General features: G+C 61.8%; 27 protein-coding genes. 18 read left to right on the forward strand and 9 right to left on the reverse strand.

What is annotated here, in order from left to right; all coding sequences use genetic code 11:
* Window positions 1-75 precede the first annotated feature (75 nt).
* The 8 genes from urtE (at window position 76) to QRN61_RS20840 (ending at window position 6,626) form a co-directional block, all read left to right on the forward strand.
* Window positions 76-774, forward strand: coding sequence for an urea ABC transporter ATP-binding subunit UrtE (gene urtE, locus QRN61_RS20805; protein ID WP_098966990.1), 699 nt, complete (start codon window positions 76-78; stop codon window positions 772-774).
* Between the two features lie 30 nt (window positions 775-804).
* The gene (locus QRN61_RS20810) at window positions 805-1,644 is read left to right on the forward strand and encodes an urease accessory protein UreD (protein ID WP_285375178.1); all 840 of its coding nucleotides are present in this window, start codon (window positions 805-807) and stop codon (window positions 1,642-1,644) included.
* 157 nt (window positions 1,645-1,801) lie between these two features.
* Window positions 1,802-2,104, forward strand: coding sequence for an urease subunit gamma (gene ureA, locus QRN61_RS20815; RefSeq protein WP_007915951.1), 303 nt, complete (start codon window positions 1,802-1,804; stop codon window positions 2,102-2,104).
* A gap of 9 nt (window positions 2,105-2,113) precedes the next feature.
* Window positions 2,114-2,647, forward strand: a complete 534-nt coding sequence (locus tag QRN61_RS20820) for a GNAT family N-acetyltransferase (RefSeq protein ID WP_027613559.1) — start codon at window positions 2,114-2,116, stop codon at window positions 2,645-2,647.
* A gap of 6 nt (window positions 2,648-2,653) precedes the next feature.
* Window positions 2,654-3,190, forward strand: a complete 537-nt coding sequence (locus QRN61_RS20825; protein ID WP_027613558.1) for a GNAT family N-acetyltransferase — start codon at window positions 2,654-2,656, stop codon at window positions 3,188-3,190.
* Window positions 3,187-3,492, forward strand: coding sequence for an urease subunit beta (locus QRN61_RS20830; protein ID WP_098966985.1), 306 nt, complete (start codon window positions 3,187-3,189; stop codon window positions 3,490-3,492). The genes QRN61_RS20825 and QRN61_RS20830 overlap by 4 nt, the downstream gene beginning before the upstream one ends.
* Window positions 3,493-3,650: 158 nt before the next feature.
* The gene (ureC, locus tag QRN61_RS20835; protein WP_096794789.1) at window positions 3,651-5,351 is read left to right on the forward strand and encodes an urease subunit alpha; all 1,701 of its coding nucleotides are present in this window, start codon (window positions 3,651-3,653) and stop codon (window positions 5,349-5,351) included.
* 147 nt (window positions 5,352-5,498) lie between these two features.
* Window positions 5,499-6,626, forward strand: a complete 1,128-nt coding sequence (locus QRN61_RS20840; protein WP_096794788.1) for a sensor histidine kinase — start codon at window positions 5,499-5,501, stop codon at window positions 6,624-6,626.
* A gap of 138 nt (window positions 6,627-6,764) precedes the next feature.
* On the opposite strand, the gene QRN61_RS20845 is transcribed toward QRN61_RS20840, so the two are convergent.
* The gene (locus QRN61_RS20845) at window positions 6,765-7,070 is read right to left on the reverse strand and encodes a chaperone modulator CbpM (RefSeq protein WP_003221201.1); all 306 of its coding nucleotides are present in this window, start codon (window positions 7,068-7,070) and stop codon (window positions 6,765-6,767) included.
* A gap of 23 nt (window positions 7,071-7,093) precedes the next feature.
* Window positions 7,094-8,041 (reverse strand): DnaJ C-terminal domain-containing protein, encoded by a 948-nt coding sequence (locus tag QRN61_RS20850; RefSeq protein ID WP_285375189.1) that lies wholly within the window; start codon window positions 8,039-8,041, stop codon window positions 7,094-7,096.
* 291 nt (window positions 8,042-8,332) lie between these two features.
* On the opposite strand from QRN61_RS20850, the gene QRN61_RS20855 reads away from it, so the two are divergent.
* Entirely contained in the window at window positions 8,333-9,607 is a 1,275-nt protein-coding gene (locus QRN61_RS20855) for an Hsp70 family protein (protein WP_027613552.1), read from the forward strand.
* Window positions 9,608-9,742: 135 nt separating this feature from the next.
* Here the strand turns inward: QRN61_RS20855 and QRN61_RS20860 are convergent, their stop codons facing one another.
* The 3 genes from QRN61_RS20860 to QRN61_RS20870 form a co-directional block, all read right to left on the reverse strand.
* Window positions 9,743-10,756, reverse strand: a complete 1,014-nt coding sequence (locus QRN61_RS20860; protein WP_027613551.1) for an AI-2E family transporter — start codon at window positions 10,754-10,756, stop codon at window positions 9,743-9,745.
* A 197-nt stretch (window positions 10,757-10,953) separates the two neighbouring features.
* A complete protein-coding gene (locus tag QRN61_RS20865) occupies window positions 10,954-11,259 on the reverse strand; it encodes a PsiF family protein (protein WP_007966973.1) in 306 nt (101 codons plus the stop codon).
* Between the two features lie 63 nt (window positions 11,260-11,322).
* Entirely contained in the window at window positions 11,323-12,117 is a 795-nt protein-coding gene (locus QRN61_RS20870; protein ID WP_285375194.1) for an AraC family transcriptional regulator, read from the reverse strand.
* Window positions 12,118-12,214: 97 nt separating this feature from the next.
* Between QRN61_RS20870 and QRN61_RS20875 the strand changes: the two genes are divergently transcribed.
* Window positions 12,215-13,102 carry a DMT family transporter gene (locus QRN61_RS20875; RefSeq protein WP_115988320.1) on the forward strand — a complete coding sequence of 296 codons (888 nt, stop codon included), beginning with the start codon at window positions 12,215-12,217 and terminating at the stop codon, window positions 13,100-13,102.
* 114 nt (window positions 13,103-13,216) lie between these two features.
* Here QRN61_RS20875 and QRN61_RS20880 read toward each other — a convergent pair whose 3' ends face one another.
* The 3 genes from QRN61_RS20880 to QRN61_RS20890 form a co-directional block, all read right to left on the reverse strand.
* Complete coding sequence (locus tag QRN61_RS20880) at window positions 13,217-14,107, reverse strand: esterase/lipase family protein (protein ID WP_285375196.1); 891 nt, start codon at window positions 14,105-14,107, stop codon at window positions 13,217-13,219.
* Between the two features lie 91 nt (window positions 14,108-14,198).
* Complete coding sequence (locus QRN61_RS20885) at window positions 14,199-14,504, reverse strand: DMT family transporter (protein WP_277760395.1); 306 nt, start codon at window positions 14,502-14,504, stop codon at window positions 14,199-14,201.
* Complete coding sequence (locus QRN61_RS20890; protein ID WP_285375200.1) at window positions 14,505-15,143, reverse strand: FMN-dependent NADH-azoreductase; 639 nt, start codon at window positions 15,141-15,143, stop codon at window positions 14,505-14,507.
* Between the two features lie 108 nt (window positions 15,144-15,251).
* On the opposite strand from QRN61_RS20890, the gene QRN61_RS20895 reads away from it, so the two are divergent.
* Entirely contained in the window at window positions 15,252-16,181 is a 930-nt protein-coding gene (locus QRN61_RS20895) for a LysR substrate-binding domain-containing protein (RefSeq protein ID WP_285375202.1), read from the forward strand.
* Between the two features lie 90 nt (window positions 16,182-16,271).
* Window positions 16,272-16,805, forward strand: a complete 534-nt coding sequence (locus tag QRN61_RS20900) for a ferritin-like domain-containing protein (RefSeq protein WP_027613544.1) — start codon at window positions 16,272-16,274, stop codon at window positions 16,803-16,805.
* 101 nt (window positions 16,806-16,906) lie between these two features.
* On the opposite strand, the gene QRN61_RS20905 is transcribed toward QRN61_RS20900, so the two are convergent.
* Window positions 16,907-18,982, reverse strand: coding sequence for an AsmA family protein (locus QRN61_RS20905; protein WP_097089886.1), 2,076 nt, complete (start codon window positions 18,980-18,982; stop codon window positions 16,907-16,909).
* A 385-nt stretch (window positions 18,983-19,367) separates the two neighbouring features.
* Here QRN61_RS20905 and QRN61_RS20910 point away from each other — a divergent pair, with 385 nt between their 5' ends.
* The 6 genes from QRN61_RS20910 to QRN61_RS20935 all read left to right on the forward strand — a co-directional run bounded on the left by QRN61_RS20910 (window position 19,368) and on the right by QRN61_RS20935 (window position 23,345).
* Complete coding sequence (locus QRN61_RS20910) at window positions 19,368-19,832, forward strand: hypothetical protein (protein WP_027613542.1); 465 nt, start codon at window positions 19,368-19,370, stop codon at window positions 19,830-19,832.
* A 173-nt stretch (window positions 19,833-20,005) separates the two neighbouring features.
* Window positions 20,006-20,638, forward strand: coding sequence for a TetR family transcriptional regulator (locus QRN61_RS20915; RefSeq protein ID WP_027613541.1), 633 nt, complete (start codon window positions 20,006-20,008; stop codon window positions 20,636-20,638).
* A gap of 297 nt (window positions 20,639-20,935) precedes the next feature.
* Window positions 20,936-21,436 (forward strand): urease accessory protein UreE, encoded by a 501-nt coding sequence (gene ureE / locus QRN61_RS20920; RefSeq protein WP_285375207.1) that lies wholly within the window; start codon window positions 20,936-20,938, stop codon window positions 21,434-21,436.
* Window positions 21,433-22,107: an urease accessory protein UreF gene (locus QRN61_RS20925; RefSeq protein WP_285375209.1), complete on the forward strand. Its 675-nt coding sequence runs from the start codon at window positions 21,433-21,435 to the stop codon at window positions 22,105-22,107. Before ureE ends, QRN61_RS20925 begins: the two co-directional genes overlap by 4 nt.
* A gap of 23 nt (window positions 22,108-22,130) precedes the next feature.
* Window positions 22,131-22,745: an urease accessory protein UreG gene (ureG, locus tag QRN61_RS20930; protein WP_285375212.1), complete on the forward strand. Its 615-nt coding sequence runs from the start codon at window positions 22,131-22,133 to the stop codon at window positions 22,743-22,745.
* Between the two features lie 27 nt (window positions 22,746-22,772).
* Entirely contained in the window at window positions 22,773-23,345 is a 573-nt protein-coding gene (locus QRN61_RS20935; RefSeq protein WP_097089885.1) for a HupE/UreJ family protein, read from the forward strand.
* The last annotated feature ends 48 nt before the right edge of the window (window positions 23,346-23,393 follow it).

Below are 23,393 nucleotides of genomic sequence, written 5' to 3' on the forward strand. Positions count from 1 at the left end.
ATGCTGAATGTGACGCCGCATTCGCGAGCAGGCTCGCTCCCACAGGGTTCTGTGTGCAACAGAAGGAATTTGAACATGCTGCAAGTCGACAAGCTGCACCAGTACTACGGCGGTAGCCACATCCTCCGTGGCCTCTCATTCGACGTAAAAGTCGGCGAAGTCACCTGCCTGCTCGGGCGCAACGGCGTGGGCAAGACCACCCTGCTCAAATGCCTGATGGGCCTGTTGCCGGCCAAGGAAGGTGTGGTGAACTGGGAAGGCCAACCCATAACCACGTTCAAGCCGCACCAGCGTGTACACGCCGGGATCGCCTATGTGCCACAGGGCCGGGAAATCTTCGGCCGGCTCACCGTAGAGGAGAATCTGCTGATGGGCCTGTCACGGTTTCCCGGCAGCGAAGCGAAAGAAGTACCAGGTTTCATCTACGAATTGTTCCCGGTGCTGCTACAAATGAAGCAGCGCCGCGGCGGCGACCTGTCCGGCGGTCAGCAACAGCAGCTGGCTATCGGTCGCGCCCTGGCCAGTCGTCCGCGTTTGCTGATCCTCGACGAGCCCACCGAAGGCATCCAGCCCTCGGTGATCAAGGAGATCGGCGCGGTGATCAAGAAGCTCGCGGCGCGGGGCGACATGGCGATTTTGCTGGTTGAGCAGTTCTACGATTTCGCTGCGGAGCTGGCCGATCAGTACCTGGTGATGTCCCGGGGCGAGATCGTGCAGCAGGGTCGCGGTGAAAATATGGAGGCCGAGGGTGTACGAGGTCTGGTAACAATTTAATCTGTAGCTTCCTAACGATAATTACAAACCATGAACTTAGCGCTTTCCACTGCCCTGTTTACCCCGAGCTGGCACGCCGAGCTGGAGCTGGCCTACGCCCGCTTCGGCGACTGCACGCGCCCGGTTCAGCGCCGGCACCTTGGCCCGTTGCGCGTGCAAAAGCACCTGTATGCCGAAGGCCCCGAGGTCTGCCAGCACATCATCGTCCATCCGCCCGGAGGGATCGCCGGCGGTGACCGGCTGAACATCAGCGCCCGCGTCGAAGCAGACGCCTGGGCGCAGATCACCAGCCCCGGCGCGGCCAAGTGGTATCGCGCAGCGGGGCCGGCGTATCAGCAGCTTGACCTGAAAGTCGCTGCCGGTGCGACGCTGGAATGGTTGCCGCAGGAAACCATCGTCTACAGCGCCGCTCAGGCCGAACTCAGCACCTCGATCGAGCTTGAGGGCGATGCGCGGCTGTTCTACTGGGACGTGGTGGCGCTGGGCCGACCGGCCAGTGGCGAGCGCTTCGACCTCGGACACTTTCAAGCGCATCTGGACATCCGCCGCGACGGGCGATTGCTCTGGCACGAGCGTCAGAGGATCACCGGCAATGACGGTTTGCTGGATTCGCCGATCGGTCTGGATGGCAATCCGGTGTTTGCGACGCTGTTGGTCACCGGTGAAATTGATGCCGAGTTGCTGGAGCGTTGCCGCTCGCTGGGGCATGCAGTGCGCGGTGATCTGACCCAGTTGCCGGGGCTGTTGGTTGCCCGTTGCCTGGCGAGCGAGGCACTGCTGGCCCGCGCCTGGCTGATCGACCTGTGGCGCCTGCTGCGCCCGGCCCTGCTCGGCCGCGAGGCCCAGCCACCACGAATCTGGAATACCTGAAATGCACTCCAATGTGGGAGCGAGCCTGCTCGCGAAAGCGATTTATCCGTCACCTCAAATATTGAATGTGCCGGCGCCTTCGCGAGCAGGCTCGCTCCCACAGGGATCTGTGCCAACAGTCCCGACCCTTTTCAATCTGCCCTGATGGATACCCGCAATGGACCTGACCCCACGCGAAAAAGACAAGCTGTTGATCTTCACCGCCGGCCTCGTCGCCGAACGCCGACTGGCCCGTGGCGTGAAGCTCAACTACCCGGAAGCCATGGCCTATATCTCCGCCGCCCTGCTCGAAGGCGCCCGTGATGGCCAGACCGTGGCCGAGCTGATGCACTTCGGCACCACCCTGCTCAGCCGCGAGCAGGTGATGGAAGGCATCCCGGAAATGATCCCGGAGATCCAGGTCGAAGCGACGTTTCCCGACGGCACCAAACTGGTCACCGTCCACCAACCGATCGTCTGAGGCCGCGCCATGACCTACACCATTCGCGATGCCCTGCACGCCGACCTCCCTGCAATCCGCGACATCTACAACGACGCGGTGCTCAACACCACGGCGATCTGGAACGAATCGGCGGTCGACCTCGGCAACCGCCAGGCGTGGTTCAGCGCCCGTCAGGCCCAGGCCTACCCGATTCTGGTGATCGTCGACGCCGACAACGTTGTGCTCGGCTACGCTTCCTTTGGCGACTGGCGGCCGTTCGACGGTTTCCGCCATACCGTCGAGCACTCGGTCTACGTCCGTAGCGACCAGCGCGGCAATGGCCTTGGCCCGCAATTGATGAGTGTGCTGATCGAGCGGGCCAAAGCCTGCGACAAGCACGTGATGGTCGCCGCCATCGAAAGTGGCAATTCCGCTTCCATTCGTCTGCATGAGCGCGCCGGTTTCAGCATCACCGGACAAATGCCACAAGTCGGCACCAAGTTCGGTCGCTGGCTCGATCTGACCTTCATGCAACTGACCCTCAATCCTGGCGCCCAGCCGCCGGTCGCCAACAAGGAGTGATACGCGATGAACCCCGCCCAACTGCGACGCGTCAATGCGGAAAGTTTTGCGCACTATCGTCAGGGCCTGATTGATCTGCTGCTCGACGCCGTGGGTTATGGCGCCAGCGTCGGTTTCATGGCCGACCTCGATGCCGCGCAGGCCCGCGCCTATTTCGATGAAGTGCAGCAACAAGTGAACAAGGGCAGCGTGTTGCTCTGGGTGGTGGTCAAGGATGAAGAGGTGCAGGCCAGCGTGCAGTTGGGTCTGTGCCAGAAGGCCAACGGCCTCAATCGCGCCGAAGTGCAGAAGCTGCTGGTGCGTGAACAGGCGCGCCGCCGTGGCCTCGGCCAGCAGTTGATGAATGCGCTGGAGCTCGAAGCGGCCAAGCACAAGCGCGGCATGCTCTACCTCGACACCGAGGCCGGCTCCCCCGCCGAAGATTTCTACAAGGCCCTGGGTTACACCCGCGCCGGCGAAATTCCCGACTACGCCTGCGACCCGCACGGCACGTATCGCCCGACCGCCCTCTACTACAAGATTCTGCAAGGAGCCCGGCCATGATTCCCGGCCAGTACCAGATCCAGCCCGGCGACATCGAACTGAATGTCGGCCGCCGCACCCTCAGCCTGAAAGTAGCCAACAGCGGCGACCGACCGATTCAGGTCGGTTCGCACTATCACTTTTTCGAAACCAACGACGCGCTGACCTTTGATCGCGCGGCCAGCCGTGGCATGCGCCTGAATATCCCGGCCGGCACCGCGGTGCGCTTCGAACCGGGGCAGAGCCGCGAGGTCGAGCTGGTGGAGTACGCCGGGCATCGGCGGGTGTTCGGCTTTGCCGGGCGGGTCATGGGTGATCTCTAAGTAATGCGGTGTCTGCTCTGGCCCCTTCGCGAGCAAGCCCGCTCCCACATTAAACCGAGTTCCTCCAGCTGGAATCCGATCCCCTGTGGGAGCGAGCCTGCTCGCGAAAGTGAGCGCAGCGAACGATCTCAAAACCAATTGAATTCCAAGGCGAACACATGAAGATCTCGCGTCAAGCCTACGCCGACATGTTCGGCCCCACCGTCGGCGACAAGGTGCGCCTGGCGGACACCGAGTTGTGGATCGAAGTCGAAAAGGACTTCACCACCTACGGCGAAGAAGTCAAATTCGGCGGCGGCAAAGTGATCCGCGACGGTCAGGGCCAGAGCCAGCTGCTCGCCGCCGAAGTGGTCGACACGCTGATCACCAATGCGCTGATTATCGACCACTGGGGTATCGTCAAAGCCGACGTCGGCCTCAAGGACGGGCGCATCGCCGCGATCGGCAAGGCCGGTAACCCGGACGTACAGCCCAACGTGACCATCGCCATCGGCGCCAGCACCGAAGTGATCGCCGGCGAAGGCATGATCCTCACCGCCGGCGGCATCGACACGCACATTCACTTCATCTGCCCGCAGCAGATCGAAGAAGCGCTGATGAGCGGCGTCACCACCATGATTGGCGGCGGCACCGGGCCTGCCACCGGCACCAACGCCACCACCTGCACCTCCGGGCCGTGGCACCTGGCGCGGATGCTGCAGGCCGCCGACGCGTTCCCGATGAACATCGGCCTCACCGGCAAGGGCAACGCCAGCCTGCCGGAGCCGCTGATCGAGCAGGTCAAGGCCGGGGCTATCGGCCTCAAGCTGCACGAGGACTGGGGAACCACCCCGGCGAGCATCGACAACTGCCTGAGCGTCGCCGACCAGTATGACGTGCAGGTGGCGATCCACACCGACACCCTCAACGAATCGGGTTTCGTCGAAACCACCCTCGGCGCGTTCAAGGGTCGCACTATCCACACCTATCACACCGAAGGTGCCGGCGGCGGCCATGCGCCGGACATCATCAAGGCCTGCGGTTTCCCTAACGTGCTGCCGAGCTCGACCAACCCGACCCGACCGTTCACCCGCAACACCATCGACGAACACCTCGACATGCTGATGGTCTGCCACCACCTCGACCCGAGCATTGCCGAGGACGTGGCGTTCGCCGAAAGCCGTATCCGCCGCGAGACGATTGCCGCCGAAGACATCCTCCACGACCTCGGCGCGTTCTCGATGATCAGCTCGGACAGCCAGGCCATGGGCCGTGTCGGCGAAGTCATCACGCGCACCTGGCAGACCGCCGACAAGATGAAAAAGCAGCGCGGCCCGCTGACCCAGGACGGCGCAGGCAACGACAACTTCCGCGCCAAGCGCTACATCGCCAAGTACACGATCAACCCGGCGATCACCCATGGCATCAGCCATGAAGTGGGGTCGATCGAAGTCGGCAAATGGGCCGACCTGGTGCTCTGGCGTCCGGCGTTTTTCGGTGTGAAACCGACGCTGATCCTCAAGGGCGGCGCCATCGCCGCCAGTCTGATGGGCGACGCCAACGCGTCGATTCCAACCCCGCAACCGGTGCACTACCGCCCGATGTTCGCCAGTTACGGCGGCTCGCTGCACGCCACCAGCCTGACGTTCATCAGTCAGGCCGCGCAGGAGGCGGGGTTGCCCGAGGCATTGGGCCTGAAGAAGAAAATCGGCGTGGTCAAAGGCTGCCGCGACGTGCAGAAAACCGACCTGATCCACAACGATTACCTGCCGAACATCGACGTCGATCCGCAGACCTATCAGGTCAAGGCCGACGGCGTGCTGCTCTGGTGTGAGCCGGCGGAAACCTTGCCGATGGCTCAGCGTTACTTCCTGTTCTGACACACGACAAAAGGCCCCCGACCCGCGTCTTGCGCACGGGCCGGGGGCCTTTTTCATGGGGCAGGAAAACCGATGTGCAAACGGTCGTGTATTTCCCGCCAAAGGGGCTAATATTCGATTCGCTCCGCCTTTTTTCAGGAACTGCCCATGCGTCTTTCCGAGTTCATCGTGGCCAATATCGACCCTATCGTCGATGAGTGGGAACAGTTCGCCGCGACCATCACGCCGGCCGCCGACTATCTGGATTCCACTGCGCTGCGCGATCACGCCAGCGAGATTCTGCGGGCCGCCGCCCGCGACATGAACAAGCCGCAAAGCCCCGCCGAACAGGCTGCCAAAGCCAAGGGCGAAGGCCCGGAAAAGACCCCGAGCCTGGACGAGGCCGGCGCCAGCCATGGCGAACTGCGCCACACCGTCGGTTTTGACCTGGTGCAGATGACCAGTGAATTCCGCCATTTGCGTGCCTGCGTGATCCGCCTGTGGGTCAACAGCCTTGAATCGCCGGACATGACCTATTTTCAGGACATGATCCGTTTCAACGAAGCCATCGACGAAGCCCTCGCCGAATCCACCGCGGCCTACGCCGAGCAGGTCAATCGCTCGCGGGACATTTTCCTCGCCATCCTCGGCCATGACCTGCGTGCGCCGCTGCAGGCGGTGAGCATGTCCACCGAACTGCTGCTGCGCAAATCCAGCCTTGAAGGCGATGCCCTGGCCTGCGCCCAGCACATCAAGCGTGGCGCGCGGCACATGGCGACGATGGTCAGCGATCTGCTGGAACTGGTGCGCAGTCGCCTGGGCCGTAGCTTGCCGATCGAGCCTGCACCGATGGATCTGGCCGTTGCGGCGCGAGCGGCGATCGCCGAAGCCTGCGCCGGTAATCCGCTATCCGATCCCAAGCTCACGGTGCACGGCGACACCCGCGGGGTGTGGGACGCCGGGCGAATCGACCAGTTATTGCAAAACCTGATCGGCAACGCCTTGCAGCACGGCACCAGCCAGCGCGACGTGACCCTCGATCTGCGTGGCGAGGGCGACCACGTGTGCCTGTCGGTGCACAACTACGGCACACCGATTTCCGAAGAGGCGATCGGTACGATTTTCGACCCGCTGGTGCGCAGCGCCGACGAAGAACTCGGGCAGCCGTCGACCAGCCTCGGGTTGGGTCTGTTTATCGTCAAGGAAGTGGTGACCGCTCATGGCGGGACGATCGATGTCAGCTCGAGCGAGGCTGACGGGACGTTGTTCAGTGTGGTATTGCCGAGAAAGGTTTAAGCAGAAAAATCTGCGCTGAATTCATCGCTGGCAAGCCAGCTCCCACAGGTCCGGCGTCGAATACAAACTTTGTGTACGACATAGTTCCTTGTGGGAGCTGGCTTGCCAGCGATGAGGCCGGCCCATACCACTGAAAACCTATTCGACCACCAAGCGCCCCAAGCGCTGCCGGAGCATCCGGTTCTCCGCCCGCAACTCGTGCACTTCCTCCAAAAGATTCAGTGCCAGGGCGACGCCCTCCCACTCCAGCTCCAGCTCGCGCCGCAACTTCGCGGCGCGCTTGGCCAGGCTCAGCTCGTAGTCGGTGAACCGCCATTCCCGGGGCTGCGCGCCCTGAGGTTCGAGGATGCCGTGTTCGACGATTTCGATCACGTAGACGTCCGACAGATCGGCCGCCTCACAGAATTCTGCCATGTCCAGTTGAACGATCAGGGGGCTGCTCATGATGGGCTACTCCGTCGTCGGATTCAGAAGTTCTCGCGCGGGTTGAACGCGGCTTTTTTCGCCAGTTCCTGCCACAGCGCCTTGACCTCGTCGTCGGAGGTTTTCGGCATCACGGCCTTGAGCTGCACGAACAGATAACCGCGCTCACCGGCCTTGTTTTTCAAGCCATGACCCTTGGCGCGCATGCGCTGGCCATTCTGGCTGCCGGCCGGAACCTTGAGGTTGATCTTGCCGGTCAGGGTCGGCACGGCCACCTCGGTGCCCAGCGCCAGCTCCCACGGTGCCAATGGCAAGGTGATGATCAGGTTTTCGCCTTCGACATCGAATTTCGGGTGCGGCGCAAAGCGAATGGTCAGGTACAGATCGCCATTGGCCCCGCCACCGATGCCCGGTGCGCCCTGGCCTTTGAGGCGGATGCGCTCGCCGTCGGTGACGCCCGCCGGGATCTTTACGTTCAGGCTCTTGCTGGTATTGCTGACGTGCTGACCGTTGGCGTTGTATTGCGGGACCTGAAAGCTGACCTTCTTCGACTCGTCCGACAGGGTCTCCTCAAGGAAGACCGGCAGTTCCATTTCCACGTCTTGCCCTCGGCGCCCTGCACTGCGTTGTTGCCGACCGTCGCCACCGAAACCGGCGCCGCGATTGCCGAAGATCGAACTGAAGAAGTCCGAAAAGTCGCCGGTGTCGCCACCGCCGCCGCCAAAACCGCCACGGCTCTGCCAGCCCGGCGGGCCCTGGAACGGCTGACCGTGCTGGCCATAACGGCGCAGCTCGTCATATTCGGCGCGTTTGTCGGCGCTTTTCAGCGCTTCATAGGCTTCCGAGGCGTCCTTGAACTTGGCCTCGGCGTCTTTTTCCTTGCTGACATCGGGGTGGTATTTGCGCGCCAGCTTGCGATAGGCAGCCTTGATCGCCTTGTCATCCGCTGTCGGCTCCACGCCGAGTATCTTGTAATAGTCTTTGAAGTCCATCGAAGGAATCACCATCCGTTATCGATTTCGCGCCGAGGCCAGCATGCGCTCATTCGCGCGTGCCGGGTTGACCGATCTCAACTTTGTGACCGGGTGGCGCAGCAGAAGTTTATCGGCAGTGGACGACGGTTCTTGCGACCGCCGGTATGTCTGCCGGCCCATGCCAGCAAGTTTGGGGCGAAGCTGCGACTTTCAAGAAGCTTAGTCGTGAAATAGCAGATGACCGGCCTTCGAATCTGCCGCGCACTGACATACACTGCGCGGCCGTTTTTTGACCGGAACCCGAAAGACATGAACAACGCCTCTCCAGCCCGTGCCTGCGGCATCGACTTCGGCACCTCCAACTCCACCGTCGGCTGGCTGCGCCCCGGCATGGAAACGATGATCGCGCTGGAAGACGACAAGATCACCCTGCCGTCGGTGGTCTTCTTCAACATCGAAGAGCGCCGTCCGGTTTACGGTCGTCTGGCCCTGCACGAATACCTGGAAGGCTACGAAGGCCGGCTGATGCGCTCGCTCAAGAGCCTGCTGGGTTCCAAGCTGATCAAGCACGACACCAGCGTCCTCGGCACGGCGATGCCGTTCAAGGATCTGTTGGGGCTGTTCATCGGCCAGCTCAAGAGCCGTGCCGAAACGGCCGCCGGTCGCGAGTTCGAACAAGTGGTGCTGGGGCGTCCGGTGTTTTTCGTCGATGACGACCCGCTGGCTGACCAGGAAGCCGAAGACACCCTGGTCGAAGTGGCGCGCAAGCTCGGCTTCAAGGACGTGTCGTTCCAGTACGAACCGATCGCCGCGGCATTCGACTACGAGTCGACCATCGAAAAAGAAGAGCTGGTGCTGATCGTCGACATCGGCGGTGGTACCTCGGACTTCTCGCTGGTGCGCCTGTCGCCCGAGCGCCGCGGCATGGACAACCGTCACGACGACATCCTCGCCACCGGCGGCGTGCACATCGGCGGTACCGATTTCGATAAACAGCTGAGCCTGCAAGGCCTGATGCCGCTGTTCGGCTACGGCAGCCGGATGAAGAGCGGCGCCTACATGCCGACCAGCCACCACATGAACCTGGCGACCTGGCACACCATCAACTCGGTGTACTCGCAAAAATCCACCCTGGCGCTGGGCAGCATGCGCTACGACATCGAGGACACCGGCGGCATCGACCGGTTGTTCAAGCTGATCGAACAGCGCGCCGGGCACTGGCTGGCGATGGAAGTCGAAGAAACCAAGATCCAGCTGACCCACGCCGACAGCCGCCACGTACCGCTGGATCGGATTGAGCCGGGCCTGAGCGTGGAACTGAGCCGCGCGCTGTTCGAATCGTCGATCGACGCCTTGCTTGAACGCGTGCGCGGCAGCGTTACGCAGCTGTTGAACGATGCCAACGTGTCGGTGGCGCAGGTCGATACGGTGTTCTTCACCGGCGGTTCTAGCGGCATTCCGGCATTGCGCAACAGCGTTTCGGCGATGCTGCCGAATGCGCGACATGTGGAAGGCAATATCTTTGGCAGCATCGGCAGCGGTCTGGCGATCGAGGCGATGAAGCGCTACGGCGCGACGGCCTGATCCGGAATCGACAGTGCGCCATTCGCGAGCAGGCTCGCTCCCACAGTGGATCGCATTTCAACTGAAGGAATGCGCTCAAAATGTGGGAGCGATCCTGCTCGCGAAGAGGCCAGCTCAAACACTACAAATTCTGGATCAAACCATCCCGCCCAGCTTCAACTCACTCTTCAGGTACGCGTAATAAATCGGCCCCGCCACCACTCCCGGCAGGCCGAACGCGGCTTCGAACACCAGCATTGCCAGCAGTAATTCCCACGACTTGGCACTGATCTGCCCGCCGACGATGCGCGCGTTGAGGAAGTATTCGAGCTTGTGGATAAAGATCAGATAGCCCAGCGCCGCCACCGCCACCCAGATCGACAGCGACAGGCCGACGATGGTGATCAGCGTGTTCGACATCAGGTTGCCGATCACCGGCAGCAGGCCGAGCAGAAAGGTCAGGACGATCAGGGTCTTGGTCAGCGGCAGCTTGATACCGAACAGCGGCAAGACCACCACCAGGAAAATCGCGGTGAAGAACGTGTTCAGCAGGGAAATCTTGATCTGCGCGAAGACGATGTTTCGAAAGGCTTGAACCACCAGATGCAGACGGTCGAACAGGGCGGCGGCCAGCGGTTTGCGTTTGGTCAGATCCGGTACTCGCTGCAGGGCAATGATCGCGCCGAGGACCATGCCGATCAGCAGGGTGACGAACATATGCGCCGCGTCCTTGCCCACCAGTTGCAGCTCGGACAGGTGCTTGCTCGCCCATTCGCCGATGGCCACGCGAAATTCCGCTGCGCTGGCCGGCAGGTAGGCGTCGAGAAACGGCGGCAGTTGGCCACGCGCGCGATCGACCACGCCCATGAATTTGTCGAGCGAGGCGCCCGGATTTTCCGCTTCGTGCAGCAGGAAACTGATGGCACCGGCAAAGATCAGCGCCAACACACTGACCACCAAAGTGCCCAGCAGCGCCACCGCCAACCAGCGCGCACGCCGACCTTCGATCAACCGTTGCAGTTGCGGGGTGAGCATGTTGACCAGCTCGAACACCAGCAAACCAGCCAGCAGGCTGGGCAACAAGCGCAGCGGCAATGCCAGCAGCAAGCCGCCGCAGATGATGATGCAACTGACCCAAAACACAACATGACGCTCAGAAAACGTTGGCATACAGCCTCAAAACGAACGGCGTAAAAGGATTGGCAGTCTGCCAGCGATCCGGGGAGAGCACTAGGGATATGCAGGGGCTATTGTCGTGCTCAATGGCCCCTTCGCGAGCAGGCTCGCTCCCACAGGGGGTACGCATTTCAATGTGGGAGCGAGCCTGCTCGCGAAGAGGCCGGCCCGTTCACCGCAATCCTTGCTGATTATTTTTTCTTCAGGCAATCACTCATGAAGGTCTTGCGCGCATCGCCGGTCAGCGCCTTGGTTTTCGCATCGGCGTTGCAGGTTTTCATTTTTTCCTGCTGAGGGGTCAGCACTTTGCCGTCATTGGCGGCCGGTGCAGCCTTGAGGCAGGTGCTCATGAAAGTCTTGCGCTCGTCGCCCTTGAGGCTTTTGGCGGTAGCGTCAGCATTGCAGGTGGTCATTTTGTTCTGTTGCGCCGTGGCGGCGAAACCCTGGGAACACAGGAGCAGACCGATCATCAACAAAGGGACACGCAACATCTTCATGGAGTTTTCTCCTTGTCGCCGCATCGATGGATGCGGCCTCCGCTGAAGTGTAGCCAAATCTTGTTACACCTTCCTGCCTTCCAGGTGGCTACGCCGATACTGTTCCGGCGTACACCCGGCCTGCCGGGCAAACATGGCAATGAACGCCGAGCCGCTGCTGTAGCCGAGATCGAAGGCGATTTCCTGCACGCTGCGGGTACCTTCCAGCGCCTCGATGGCCGCGAGATAACGCAGGCGCTGACGCCATTCGCCGAAACTCAGTCCCAGTTCGCGCACGAACTGCCGGGCCAGCGTGCGTTCACTGACGTGCACTTGCGCCGCCCAGTGCGCCAACGGGAGGTTATTGCCCGGATCAGCCTGCAAGGCGTCGAGGATCGCCAGCAACCCGGGATTGCTTGCATACGGCAGATAACATTCATGCACCGGCGCCTGTTGCAATTGATCGACCAACACCTGGGCCAGACGCTGGTCAGCGTCGAGTTCGGGGATCTTCACGTCGCGGGCGGCGAAGTCCTTGAGAATTGCCTTGAGGATGTCGCTGATCGCCAGGGTGCAGGCGCGCGGTGGCAGATCGGCGCAGACCTTCGGATCGAGGCACACCGCGCGGTAGTTGACCGGTTGATGGCTGTAGAAACTGTGCTCGACCTGCGGCGGCACCCACACCGCGTAGTGCGGCGGCGACATGAAGCGGCTGCCGTCGACGTCCATGTGCAGCACGCCGTGGGCCGCGTACTCCAGCGTGCCCCACGGATGGCGGTGCGGCGCCGCATATTCATGGGTGTTGAAATCGGCGTAGCGGAAGTACACCGCCGACGGCAGTTCGCTGAAATCCAGCAGATCGATATGTTTACTGTTCATGCTGTCCGGTTGCAGAGGCAGGTTGGCCGTTTCGCAGTATAGGCCTACATCCAGACAAGGGATAATCAGCGTTCATCAACGTACTGGTTTTAACCCCATGCAATACGCGTTTCCCCTGCTGGCGATTTTCATCTGGGCCGGCAATACCGTGATCAACAAACTGGCGGTCGGGGCGATCTTCCCCGCCGAGATCGGTTTCTACCGCTGGCTGCTGGCCGGGCTGCTGTTCACCCCGTTCATGCTCAAAGCGGTGATCGCGCACTGGCCGCAGATCCGCCCGAACCTGGGCAAGATCTTTATCCTCGGCGTGCTCGGGATGGCGGTCTATCAAAGCCTCGCCTACTTCGCCGCGACCCTGACCACGGCGACCAACATGGGCATCATTCTATCGCTGATGCCGCTGATGTCGCTGGCCATGGCCATCATCAGCCTCGGCCAGCGCCTGACCGCTGGCGCATTGTTCGGCGCGGTGCTGTCATTCGCCGGCGTGCTGGTGGTGGTGTCGTCCGGCAGCCTCGGCGCCTTGCTGCAACACGGGGTGAACCTGGGTGACGCGATGATGCTGATCGCCACCCTGGCCTACGCGATCTACAGTACCTTGCTGAAAAAATGGCAACTGCGTTTGCCGCCGCTGGTGTTGTTGTACCTGCAAGTGCTGGTGGCGATTGTGGTGCTGTTTCCGCTGTACGCCGCCTCGCCGAAAACCGGCTTCACCGCGCAGAACATTCCGCTGGTGCTGTACGCGTGCCTGCTAGCCTCGATGCTCGCGCCGCTGGCGTGGATGCAGGCGGTGCAGCGCCTGGGACCGAGCCGCACGACGTTGTTCTTTAACCTGCTGCCGCTGATTACCGCGCTGATTGCGGCGGTGGTGTTGAAGGAAGAGCTGGCGCTGTATCACCTGGTGGGTGGGGTGTTGACGTTGGGTGGGGTGATTCTTTCCGAACGCTGGACCACCGTGCTGGGCCGCAAACTCAGCGTTGCCTGACAAATTCCTGTGGCGAGGGAGCTTGCTCCCGCTGGGGCGCGAAGCGGCCCCTTTTAAAAGCCGGGGCCTGCTGCGCAGTCCAGCGGGAGCAAGCTCCCTCGCCACAAAAGCAGGTTAAACCCCGGCAGCCTTTAGCCGCGCCGCATGCTCGACAAACAACCGCAGCGGATCCGCCCCTTTGCCCACCAGCCCCAGCGACTGATTGACGATGTCGAAGTGATCCAGCGGATAGTCGTCGCCAATCACCGTGCCGAGGTGTGAGCTGTAGCGCCCGACCATCCCGTCACACTGCCCTGGCTCGCGCACGAAGGTTTTCGCGAACAAGCGACAGCTGCGGTTGGTGCCGTCGAACAGGTTGCCGCCGCGATCGGTCTTGCCCGGTTGCAACGTCCCCGACCACGAGTAATACCGCACGCCATTGACCTCTTCCGGCCCGTGACCGCCCCATGTCTCGGGCAGGCCCTGTGGATAACGCTGATTGAACAGCGCCACGCCTTCACTGGTCAGCGATTGATGCGAAGCGTGGATGTCCACCGGCAGTTTCGGCCCGTGGTAACCGGTTTCCAGCAACGCCATCAGCCAGCCGACAAAACGCAACAGCACCTCAAGCAAGCGGCCCTTGGCGCTGTTCGCCGGGTAGTGTTTCTGCAGATAGTCGGCCAGTTCCGAACCGTGATTGGGCCCGGCCACGGACGTTACCGACGCGACCAGATCCGGTCGTTTGGCGGCGGCATAACGCGCGGTCAACGAGCCCTGGCTGTGGCCGAACAGATTGACCCTGGCGGCGCCGGTCTCGCGCAGAATTTCGTCGATGCGCGCCAGCAACTGCTCGCCACGCACCTCGGTGGAATTGAGCGGCGATACCTGCACCGCAATCACCGTCGCCCCGCCACGGCGCAACGCCTTGATGATCCCGTACCAGTACGGATACAGCACCAGCCGGATAAACCCGAGCATGCCCGGCACCAGCACCAGTGGATAACGTGTCGCCGAACCTTGTGACATGGGCAAACATCCTTGTGGTCGCTGAGTGGATGCCAGACGTGCAAAACGCCCGCCAAGCCTCCTCCCTGATGATGACAACTGCACCATCAGCCTACTTCAGGCCCACCACCCCCGCCACAATCAGCCCCACCGACAGCAGTTTGACCAGGGTCAGGCTCTCGCCGAGCAGGGCAAAACCGAGAAACACCGTGCCCAGCGAGCCGATCGCCGTCCAGATCGGATAGGCGATACTCACCGGCAACTCGCGCATCGCCAACGTCAGGAAGTAAATCCCGCCAATCGCCGCCACCACCGTGATCAGCGACGGCCACAAGCGGGTGAAGCCTTCGGCGTACTTCATGCCCATGGCGAAAGTCACCTCGAAGCCGGCGGCGATCAGCAGGCACAGCCAGGCCACTTAGAACGTCCGGGCGAGGTCGAGCAAACGCTGCTCGGCCTCGGCCACTGATACCGCGAAGGTGCGCTCGGCCGATTCCTCGCCCTCGGCCGCGACCACGTTGACGTCGTTGATGCCGATAAAGCCCAGCGCGGTGCGCAACCACGGATCGGCATGGTTCAACGCTTCCAGTTCGCCACCGGGGCCGAAGCCGAAACCCCCGCGACTGGTGACGATCAGGGCCTTCTTGCCTTGCAGCAGCGGCGTGTACTGGGCCACGCCGTTGTCCAGGGTGTGGTCGAACGTCAGGCCCAACCGTACGATTTGATCGACCCAGGCCTTGAGGCCGCTGGGCACGCTGAAGTTGTACATCGGCGTGGAAATCAGCAGCAGATCGTGTTCGAACAACTCGCCGACCAGTTGATCGCTGAGCGCCAGATCGGCCTGCATCGACAACGGCCGTGCTTCGGGTTCAGGGTAAAAAGCCGCCGCCACAAACGCTTCGTTGACCGCTGGAATCAGCGCCCTTCCGACTTCACGACGGGTGACCTGCGCCTGCGGATGACGTAATTGCCAGGCACTGAGAAAGCTTTCCGCCAAACGCCGTGAATGCGAACGGTCACCCCGTGGGCTGGCATGGATCGCAAGAATTTTGCTCATCTGAATCTCCTTGGGACTAGACTTGAATGGCTGTGTAGCGCCAGATTGGCGTAGACCCACCGCTGTCTCAAATGAGCAAAAGTCATTCGGGATGAATCTGTTTCATCCATGGAGTATTCAATGTTCGCCTCGTTGCCGCTGACCGCCCTGCGCGCCTTCGAATCCGCTTCGCGGCTGTTGAGCTTCAAGGCCGCTGCTGAAGAGTTGTCAGTCACACCGACGGCGATTTCCCATCAGATCCGAGCGCTGGAAGACTGGCTCGGCGTGGCGCTGTTCGAGCGTTTGCCGCGTCAGGTGCGCCTTACCGAAGGGGGCGAGCGGCTGTTTCGCAGCTTGCACGGGGCGCTGCTGGAAGTGGCGCAAAGCGTCGACACCCTGCGTCCGCAACGCAGCGGCAGCAACCTGACACTGTCGACCACCGCCGCGTTTGCCGCGCTGTGGCTGGTGCCGCGCCTCGGAAGGTTTTATGCGCAACACCCGAACATCAACGTGCGCCTCGATACCCACTGCGAAGTCATCGACCTGCATCAGGACGCCAGCGTCGATCTGGTGCTGCGCTACAGCCTCGACGATTACCCCAATCTCTACGGTCTGTGCCTGTTCGATGAGTCCTTCGGTGTGTACGGCTCGCCGGAGCAGGTGGCGCTGGCGGCCCGGCGCACACCAGCTCTGATCAGCGTGCGCTGGCACAACTCGAAGCTGTATGCCCATGGCTGGGAAGCGTGGTGCGCTCGCTCCGGCGAGTCGTGGCTGAACCAGCATCCGGCGATCCGCGAATACGATGAGGAGCATTACGCTCTGCAAGCGGCGATTGCCGGGCAAGGTCTAGTGCTGGCGAGCAATATTCTGGTCTCGCAGAGCGTCGCCAGTGGGTTGCTGGTGCCGTACAAGGGGCAGGTGCAAGTCGATGGTGCCGGATACAGCGCGCTGTGTGTGCCGGGACGGGAGCGGCATCCGCCGGTGCGGGCGTTCTTTGCCTGGTTGCGCGAAGAAGCGCAGTTGTCCGGGCTGGTACCAAGGTCGCCGGAAATCTCATAAAACTTTTTGCGTCGCTCAGGACTCACAACTTGGGTAACCGATCACGCCTGTAGAGCGTGGCGCCATTGGATTAGCCTCCTGGAGATCAACATGAGCGACGACCTGCACTTGTCAGATGTCAAAACCCTGCGCGAACGTGCGCGACAACACGTCGAGAACGGCGCGGTAACCGAAAGCTACAGCGCCGACCGTGACGAGGTGCTGCGCTTGCTCAATGAGTCGCTGGCCACCGAGCTGGTCTGCGTGCTGCGTTACAAGCGTCATTACTTCATGGCCAACGGCGTCAAAGCCCACGTGGCCGCCGAAGAATTCCTCGAACACGCGACCCAGGAAGCGCAACACGCCGACCGTCTGGCCGAGCGCATCGTGCAACTGGGCGGCGAGCCGGAGTTCAATCCGGACCTGCTGTCGAAAATGTCCCATGCCCAATACGTGGCCGGGAACACCTTGAAGGAAATGGTCTACGAAGACCTGGTGGCCGAACGGATCGCCATCGACAGCTACCGCGAGATCATCCAGTACATCGGCGAGAAAGACCCGACCACCCGGCGCATCTTCGAAGACATCCTCGCGCAGGAAGAAGAGCATGCCGATGACATGGCCGACATCCTGAAAGACTTGTAACCCCTCCAAAAACGCCTTCGCGAGCAGGCTCGCTCCCACACTGGAATCTATTTCAAATGTGGGAGCGAGCCTGCTCGCGAAGGGGCCCTGTCAGTCACCGATCATTTTGTTGGCTTGACGGTCACTGGCGCCTTGCCCGCCTTCATCTGCTCAAGCAGAGGCGCACACTGGTTCGGCTCCCCACCGCTCGGCGCCACCAGCGCCAACAACCCCGCCGCCGGTGCAGCAATCACGCCCAGTGCAACCATCCCCGCACCGCGTAGCATCAACGGCACGGCCTTGACCCCGGCGTCCGGCTTGATGAACTTGCCGCGCACGTACAGCGGTGAACGCAGCGAAATCAGACGCCAGCCCTTGGACTCCGGTGTCACCGTCAGGTCCAATTGCTCGGTGGCCATGTTCGCGGTGCCGTCGATGTAGATGATCGCGTTCTCGGTATCGAACACAAACAGCCGCGTGGTCGCCAGGCCAGTCTTGATGTCGAAGTCCGCCGCCGCGCAGTTGATCTTCACTTCCTTGTCGCCAAAAATCTTGCCGACCACGTAGTTGCCGACGTTGAGTCCCGCCAGTTCCATCAGCTCACGGCTGATCGCGCCGTCGTTGATCAGCATCTTCAACTGGCCATTGGCGCCGCCGAGCAGCTTGGCCACCGAGTTGCCGCGACCGCTGATATCAGCATCACCGTTGAGCTCACCGAAGCTGGTTTTCATCGGTTCGAAGGTCGGGAACAACTGCTTGAGCTTGAAGCCGCGCGCAGTCAGTTTGGCCCGGCCTTCCAGCGGTTCGGTGCGACCGTTGAGGCGGATCTGCGCGTCCAGATTGCCGCCGGCCACGCCGAAGCGCAGCGGCTCGAGGCTGAGTTCGCCGTCGTTGAGTTTCAGGTGGGTATAGAGGTCGGTGAACGGCAGCTTTTCGCTGTGGACGATGCGCTTGCCGGTGAACTCGACGTCGGCATCCATCGCGCGCCAGCGGTCGGTCTTGAATTCTTCCACCGGCAGCACTTTGTCGGTCGGCTGCTTGCTCTCGCCGCCGCGGGCCTTTTGCTTGTCATTGGAGTCGGCGCCGATCAGCGGCGCGAGGTCGGCAAACAGCAATTGATTGGACAGCAACGCTCCGCTCAGTTTGGGCCGAGGCTGGCTGGCGACGTAGGTCAGATCGCCGTGAATGTCACTGCCGCCGATCTTGCCGTTGAACTGTTCATAGGTGAATTTCGCACCGGCGGCGTCATGCAATTTGGCAATCAGATGGCCGTCGGTGGAGTACGGCGGCGTGTCCGGCAGGGTCACGCCGGTCAGTGGATAGAGGTTGCCGAGGCTGGCGCCGGCCAGTTTCAGACGCAGATCGAGGGCGCCGAGGTTGAGCGGGTCGGTCAAGGTGCCAGCGAGTTCGATGCTAGTGGCGCCGATCTTCGCCTGAGCCTGCAGCGGGAATGGCTTGTTCGCGTCCTGCAACGCCAGCAGCCCGCCGATCTTGCCCTGGCCGGTAAGGTTCTGGCCGTGGTATTGGCCTTTGACCTTCAGCGCGAACGCATAGTCCTGCGGCGCGGCGCCCTTGTCCTGGGCGGTCTTCGCGGCTTTGGCGCCGACGATATCGCTGAACGGAATCGGTTTGCCCAGCGGATCGATCAACACGTCGAGATTAGTCTTGAGTGTCTGGTCATCCAGAGTGACGTGGCCCTTGTCGAAGCCAATGGCTCCGATGTCCACCACCCAGTTCGACGGTTCGGCATTCGGGTCTTTCGGGTCGAACTTGAAGGTCCAGTTGGCGCGGCCATCGGCCAGGCGTTGCAGTTGCGCGTTGGGTTCGGTCAGGTCGATGCGCGGGATCGTCACCCGTTGCGCCAGCAGTGCCAGCGGCGAGATGCGTAGTTCCACACGTTTGAGCGTAACCATCTGCGGCTGCTTCGACCAATCCGGGTTGCCCAGCGTCAGGTCTTCAGCTACCACGTGCGGCCACGGCACCCAGGCCCGCCAGCCGCCCTCGTCCGGCTCGCGCTGCCAGATCACCGCGAGGTTGCCATTGATGGCGAACGGACGATGCAATTCTTCCGAGACTTTGGCGTTGAGCGGCGGTTTGATCCGGTTCCAGTCGAAGAACACGATGATCAGAACCAGTACCGCCAGCAGCAGTACGAGAGTGGCGAAGGTCCAACTGAAGATTTTTCCGGTGCGCGTCATGCACAAAACTCCTGATGACGACCGCACGCCGATTTCGCGACGCACAGCTGAAACGGCGGGCCAAAGCGGCCCTCATGAATTCTACGACTGGCAAACAGTGCGCAGGTTTAATCGGAATATAGATTCCGCGGCAAAAAATCGCCCGAATGCTGACCGATTGGTCGAACAGCGTTACCGCTGCCCGCACATTTGCGAGGCGCGAGTGAGTCGAAAATACCCACTGCGGTGCAAAACCACCGCCCGCAAATGCCCGAGCTAGAGCGCTTCCGCAGAACAATCAATTCTGTTGATTATTACCATTGCGTTTATGAACTTTTATATCGACTTATCGAGAGTAGCATTGGCTTCGTACCCACTTTATCGCCCTCCCAAGGAGCAACCCATCATGAAACGCCAATTACTGCTCAGCCTTACCCTGTCGATGCTAGCCAGCACTGCTTTCGCCCTGCCCGCTGCCGATCAGGCTACCCCACAAGTGAAATCCAGCCACTCGGTGTTCAGCCAGACTGTGGCGGCTGACGGCAGCGACCGTACCCCACAAGGTCAGACCCTGGCTGAAAACGGTCGTAATCGTCTGGAAGAAAAAGGTCTGGTTGAAGATGGCTACGACAAGACCCCACAAGGTCAAGCTGTGGCAGAAGGCGGCCGTGATCGCCTGGAACAGAAAGGTCTGGTTGAAGACGGCTATGACAAAACTCCACAAGGTCAGACCCTGGCTTCCGATGGCAGCGACCGTACTCCACAAGGCCAGACCCTGGCTGAAGACGGTTTCGATAAAACCCCACTGGGCCAAGCCGTTGCCGAAGGCGGTGGTGACCGTGTGATCGAACGCAACAGCGCTTTGAGCTAAGCCCATGGCGGCCTGGAAAAAAAGCCCAATCACCGGATTGGGCTTTTGACTTTTTCAGTACCGACAATCTGCGAAACCTTTTTTCCTGCTGACTTTTCCCCCTGCCGTTCGACGCCAGCAAAGCCGATTTGCTAGAGTGCGGCGCTTGTCCCGCTCAAGAAAACGCCTTTGCGATGCTGCCCCGCGCCGAACAGAAACAACAGACCCGCAACGCCCTGATGGACGCTGCCCGCCATTTGATGGAAAGCGGCCGAGGTTTCGGCAGCCTGAGCCTGCGCGAAGTGACCAAGACCGCCGGCATTGTGCCCACCGGTTTCTATCGGCATTTTGCCGACATGGACGAGTTGGGTCTGGTGCTGGTCAGTGAAGTCGGCCAGACCTTCCGCGAAACCATCCGCCTGGTGCGCCACAACGAATTCGTCATGGGCGGGATCATCGATGCGTCGGTGCGGATCTTCCTCGACGTGGTCAGCGCCAACCGTTCGCAGTTCCTGTTTCTCGCTCGTGAGCAATACGGCGGCTCGCAGCCGGTGCGTCAGGCGATTGGTCGTCTGCGCGAGAACATTAGCGCCGACCTCGCCGCCGATCTGACGCTGATGCCCAAGTTGCAACATCTGGATGCGGCCGGCCTGAGCGTAATCGCCGACCTGATCGTCAAATCGGTGTTCGCCACTCTGCCGGACATCATTGACCCGCCCGCCGAGGCCCTGCCGGAGCATCTGACGCCGCAGGCGAAGATCACCCAGCAATTGCGCTTCATCTTTATCGGCCTCAAGCACTGGCAAGGGTTGGGCAGTACCGAGTAATTCCCTTTCCCAAAACCCCACAAATCCCCTGTAGGAGTGAGCCTGCTCGCGATAGCGTCCGTTCAGTCAGCCGAGAATTGACTGGAAGACCGCTATCGCGAGCAGGCTCACTCCTACATTGCTCTGTGTGACAGCCACAAATTGGTGCATGTAAAAATCTTCACGCACCAAAACATTCCAAAATTCTGCAACATCTTGAAACATCCTCTACGCTCCGACAGGGATTTCCTACATCTCGCCCGGTTGGCAAGCCCCTTGCTCTAGCCCTCCTACAAGTCCACTGCTGGAAGCTTTCCGATGCTGGTGATTCATCGCAGAATCGACCCTCAACCTGTCTGGTCCGCCGAGTTGCACCTGACCTTCGAAGCGCGGAGCAAAAGCCGTCTGCGCTGTTTCAGTGCCGATGGCGAAGATGTCGGGTTGTTTCTGGAGCGCGGTCAGGCACCGTTATATGACGGCGAATGCCTGCAGGCCGAGGACGGCCGCATCGTTCGCGTCTGCGCCCGCCCCGAGCAACTGCTGCACGTCACCTGCGCCAATGCCTTCGAACTGACCCGCGCCGCCTATCATCTGGGCAATCGCCACGTCGCCTTGCAAGTCGGCGATGGCTGGCTGCGTCTGCTCGACGATTACGTGCTCAAGGCCATGCTCGAACAGCTCGGCGCGAAGGTCGAAGCGATTGAAGCGCCGTTCCAGCCGGAACACGGGGCCTACGGCGGCGGCCATCATCATTCGCGACACGGCGACGAAGACTTCAACTACGCGCCCAAACTCCATCAGTTCGGCGTACGTCTGTGAACCCGGCCTGGGCGCTGCTGCGCCTGGCCAGTCCGCAACTGCCGATTGGCGGCTACAGCTATTCGCAAGGCCTGGAAATGGCGGTGGATAACGGCCGCGTGAACAACCCGGACAGCGCCCGGCGCTGGATCAGCGATCAACTGTTGCTCAACCTCGCCCGTTTCGAGGCGCCGCTGCTGCTGGCTCATTGTCAGGCCGCGGCCGAGGAAAACTGGCCCGAGTTGCTGCATCTCTGCGAAACCCACCGCGCCAGCCGCGAGACCCGTGAGTTACATCTGGAGAGCCGGCAGATGGGTTACTCGCTGCAGCAATTGCTCAACGGTTTGCCGGAACTCGACGCGCCGTCCCGCCGCTTTCTTGAGCAATGCGCCGAACCGCACTTGGCCCTCGGCTGGGCACTCGCCGCGCGCGCCTGGGGCATCAGCCCGCAAGACGCCCTCGCCGCGTGGCTGTGGAGCTGGCTGGAAAACCAGCTCGCGGTACTGATGAAAACCCTGCCGCTGGGCCAGCAAGCCGCCCAGCGCCTGACCAGCGAACTGTTGCCGTTGCTGCAACAGGCGCAGCAGGACGCCACCCGCATCAATCCCGAACACATTGGCAGCGCCGCGTTCGGCCTGTCCCTGGCGTGCATGGCGCATGAGCGCCAGTACAGCCGTCTGTTTCGCTCTTAGGGCCTGTCATCTTGGAGAAGCACATGAACACACAACCCCTGCGCGTCGGCATCGGCGGCCCGGTCGGTTCCGGCAAGACTGCATTGACCCTGGCCCTGTGCCTGGCGCTGCGCGACCGCTACAACCTGGCCGTCGTCACCAACGACATCTACACCCGCGAAGACGCCGACTTTCTGGTGCGCAACGAAGCGCTGGCCCCGGAGCGGATCATCGGCGTGGAAACCGGTGGCTGCCCGCACACGGCAATCCGCGAGGACGCCTCGATCAACCTCGAAGCGGTCGATCAACTGAACCGGCGCTTTCCGGGACTGGACCTGATTCTGGTGGAATCCGGTGGCGACAACCTGTCGGCAACCTTCAGCCCGGAGCTGTCAGACCTGACCATCTACGTGATCGACGTCTCCGCCGGCGACAAGCTGCCGCGCAAGGGCGGCCCGGGGATCTGCAAGTCCGATCTGCTGGTGATCAACAAGATCGACCTGGCGCCGCTGGTCGGTGCTTCGCTGGAAATGATGGAGAGCGACACCCAGCACATGCGCAACGGCAAGCCATTCGTCTTCAGCAACCAGAAAACCGGCCTGGGCCTGGAAGAAATCATCGCCTTCATCGAGCGCCAGGGCCTGCTGAACGCCGCCTGACTTATTGACCAACAAGGAAGCTTACCCATGACACTCAAACGCATTCTCGGCGCTGTGGCGCTGCTGCTGACCCCAGCCCTGGCCTTCGCCCACCCGGGCCACGGCGACAGCGGTCTGGTCGCCGGCATCAGCCACCCGATCGGCGGCCTCGACCACTTGCTGGCGATGGTCGCGGTCGGCCTGTGGGCCGCGCAGCAACAAGGCGCGGCGCGCTGGGCGCTACCGTGCACATTCGTCGGCACCATGCTGATCGGCGGCATGCTCGGCTTTGAAGGGCTGGAGCTGCCGGCGCTGGAAAGCGGGATCGCCGCTTCGGTGCTGGCGCTGGGTCTGGCAGTGGCACTGGCGGTGCGCCCACCGCTGGTGATGGCGGTGGCGGCAACGGCGTTGTTTGCGCTGTTCCATGGCGTGGCGCATGGCCTGGAGCTGCCGGACATGAGCAGCCCTTGGGCGTATGCCGCCGGCTTCGTGGCGGCGACTGCTGCCCTGCATGCGGCGGGTTATGCGGTGGTTCGTTTTCTGCCTCAGGCTGCTGCGCCTCTGGTGCGCGTGGCGGGTGCCGCTTCGGCTGTGACTGGCGCGTGGTTGCTGGCCGGTTGATTCTCTAGCGCCTGCCACTGGCCTCTTCGCGAGCAGGCTCGCTCCCAC

The sequence above is a fragment of the Pseudomonas sp. lyk4-TYG-107 genome, from assembly GCF_030209055.1.
In the GTDB taxonomy this organism is placed as follows: Bacteria; Pseudomonadota; Gammaproteobacteria; order Pseudomonadales; family Pseudomonadaceae; genus Aquipseudomonas; species Aquipseudomonas putida_A.